This window comes from Lentilactobacillus sp. (assembly GCF_040773105.1).
Classification (GTDB): Bacteria; Bacillota; Bacilli; order Lactobacillales; family Lactobacillaceae; genus Lentilactobacillus; species Lentilactobacillus parabuchneri.
In genome coordinates this window covers 1-2,666 of the sequence record NZ_JAXGWW010000266.1, presented here as the reverse complement: position 1 = coordinate 2,666, position 2,666 = coordinate 1, and the positions used below count along the sequence as shown (strand labels likewise).

Annotated in this window: 3 protein-coding genes; 2 read left to right on the top strand and 1 reads right to left on the bottom strand. The window is 47.1% G+C overall.

Features of this window, described 5'->3' with window-relative positions; translation table 11 throughout:
* The first annotated feature begins 392 nt into the window (after nucleotides 1-392).
* Nucleotides 393-1,208, top strand: coding sequence for a bifunctional hydroxymethylpyrimidine kinase/phosphomethylpyrimidine kinase (gene thiD / locus AB3112_RS10495; RefSeq protein WP_084972968.1), 816 nt, complete (start codon nucleotides 393-395; stop codon nucleotides 1,206-1,208).
* Nucleotide 1,209: 1 nt separating this feature from the next.
* Entirely contained in the window at nucleotides 1,210-1,866 is a 657-nt protein-coding gene (thiE, locus tag AB3112_RS10490) for a thiamine phosphate synthase (protein ID WP_084972966.1), read from the top strand.
* A gap of 113 nt (nucleotides 1,867-1,979) precedes the next feature.
* Here thiE and AB3112_RS10485 read toward each other — a convergent pair whose 3' ends face one another.
* Nucleotides 1,980-2,471: a hypothetical protein gene (locus AB3112_RS10485; RefSeq protein ID WP_084972964.1), complete on the bottom strand. Its 492-nt coding sequence runs from the start codon at nucleotides 2,469-2,471 to the stop codon at nucleotides 1,980-1,982.
* Nucleotides 2,472-2,666: the final 195 nt, after the last annotated feature.

The window sequence follows — 2,666 nt, the reverse complement described above, 5'->3', positions numbered from 1 at the left end:
TCGGAGCACGTTTAATCTAGGTAGCAGGGGAGAAACCTCACGCGATTTTGCGTCAAAGTTGGTTCGCGCCAGTAGGCTAGACGTTGCACTTCGTTTACGGTCGTCGGAGCACGTTTAATCTAGGTAGCAGGGGAGAAACTAACTTTCGAGGAAATCGAGTTTGATTTCCCCGGAAGTTGGCTTAGGTGCAGGTTGCTGCTCTGGGAAGCACGTTTAATCCAAGTAGCAGGGGAGAAACCAATCTGACACGCCAAATAGGCTAGACGTTGCACTTCGTTTACAGTCGTCGGAGCACGTTCAACCCAAGTAGCATGAGAGTGACAGCCCTGAACCAGACAACTTCAAGCATATTTAACAAACCCCACACAAAACATTAGGAGGACTAAAAAATCATGGTTAACGAAACAATTCAAACATTGACGATTGCTGGAACGGATAGTGGCGGTGGCGCCGGTGTGATGGCCGACATCAAGACGATGCAAATGCGCCACGTCTTTTCTGCAGCGGTCATTGTTGCGGTGACCGCACAAAATACAATTGGTGTCCAAGACTTCATGCCAATTCCAAAGAAACTCATTGATGAGCAATTTGCTTCAGTCGCTTCAGACTTAAAGATTCGGGCCTGCAAAACGGGGATGTTAGCTGATGTGGCAACCGTTGAGGCCGTTGTTGCCAACCTGAAAAAGTACGATCTCGGCACCTTAACGGTTGACCCGGTCATGGTTGCCAAGGGCGGTGCCCGCCTACTTTCCGAAGATGCCATTAATACCGCGAGAGAAGAATTACTGCCGCTGGCTGATATTTTGACGCCCAATTTGCCTGAAGCAGAAGAACTGACCGGCATGAAGATTGAAAATAAGGATCAAATGATTGAAGCCGCTAAGAAGCTGCAGGATTTAGGCGTTAAGAACGTTTTAATCAAAGGTGGTCACCAGACCGAATCCGCTGAATCATCGGACTTTATTTTACTTGAGGATGGCAAATCGTTTTGGGTCAGCTCGCCTCGAATTGATACCGTGCGGACTCATGGAACCGGCGATACGCTGTCCTCGTGCATCACGGCTGAAATTGCCAAGGGAAAAGACGTGGAAACCGCCATTCGGATTGGGAAGAAATACGTTCAGGCGACTATTGCCAACGGGATTCAAGTCGGCCATGGGCACGGACCATTGAACCACTGGGCAACATTTGAAGGAGACGGTGATTAGTATGGGGCTGAAATTTGAGTCAGGGATGTTACGAAGTTATTTTATTGCCGGAACGCAAGATATCAAAGATCCAACCAAAACCCTCCAAGAAGTTGCCAAACAAGCCATGGAAGCCGGAATCACCGCCTTTCAGTATCGTGAGAAGGGACCGGGCTCGTTAAGCGGAGAAAAACGAGACCAACTAGCAGCCGATTTGCGTGACATGTGTGCCGATTATGAAATTCCATTTATCGTTGACGACGACGTTGAATTAGCCATTAAGACCAGGGCAGACGGGGTACATGTTGGCCAAAAAGATGAACGGGTCGGAAAAGTCATCGACCAAGTGGGCGGCACCATGTTTGTTGGCCTATCATGTGACACTAAGGAACAAATTGACATTGCCAACCAGACTGCCGGAATCAGTTATATTGGCAGCGGGCCGGTCTTTCCGACTGGTTCAAAAGCGGATGCCGATCCGGTCATCGGGGTTAACGGCCTGGCAACGCTCGTCAAAGAAAGCAAGCTCCCAGTCGTTGCCATTGGCGGCATTACGGAAGAAAACATTGTCGAGCTGCCAAAAACCGGGGTATCCGGCGTGTCAGTCATTTCAATGATCGCCCAAAGTGACGATGTCTTTCGAACCGTTCAAGTGATGAATGAGACGTTTGAGAAATAACATATGGGATAAATAAATTAGCCAACCATCCTGGTTTGGATGATTGGCTAATTTGCTTTTATGGCAGGAGGTGCTTTTCCTCCGGCCACTGGCTGGTGTTTAAATGACGATACTTATTCCATATTGAAGCCTTCGACATTGGCCTTAGGCAGGCGGTTGACCTCGCCTGTCATCGTCTTCATGACGTCGGTGCTGTTTCGGGTATAATAGTAAACTTTGTACGGACCGGAAGAATGCGGATTGCCCTTGTAAGTTTCCAAAACCGGCTGGACGAATCCAGCGACATCCTGGTTGGTGACCCTGGCTAAATTGACGTCACTGGTGTTTGGTGTCCCAAATGCGCGCCAATCTTTTGTTGAGGTTGGGCCGAAGACAAAATAATTACCGGACCGCTCATAAAATGTTTGGTCGGAATGATAACTGACGCTGTGCTTACCAAAATAAATGTCGGCTTGATTGCCATACCAAGTTCCCCGAAATGATTTGGAAACTTCGTTGGGGTTGGAAGCCGAGGCATCATTTCGGTGGTGCGAGACAACTCCCGAAATGCCGATTGTGGCGACAAACAGTAATGTTAAAATAATCGTAATCGAAGACTTCTTCATGATGATCGCTCCTCAGAATAATCCGTCTGTATCAACACCTAAAGGGTACCGCAGTGATGTAAAATAAGTGTAAAAATTGGGTATCAAATATGTATAAAATGAGCTAAAAACAATATTACTTAACAATTACAATTGTTAGGTTTGGATAAAATCCAGTCATAAGACTTGTGATTTTCACGGAAAGTCGTTTTAATG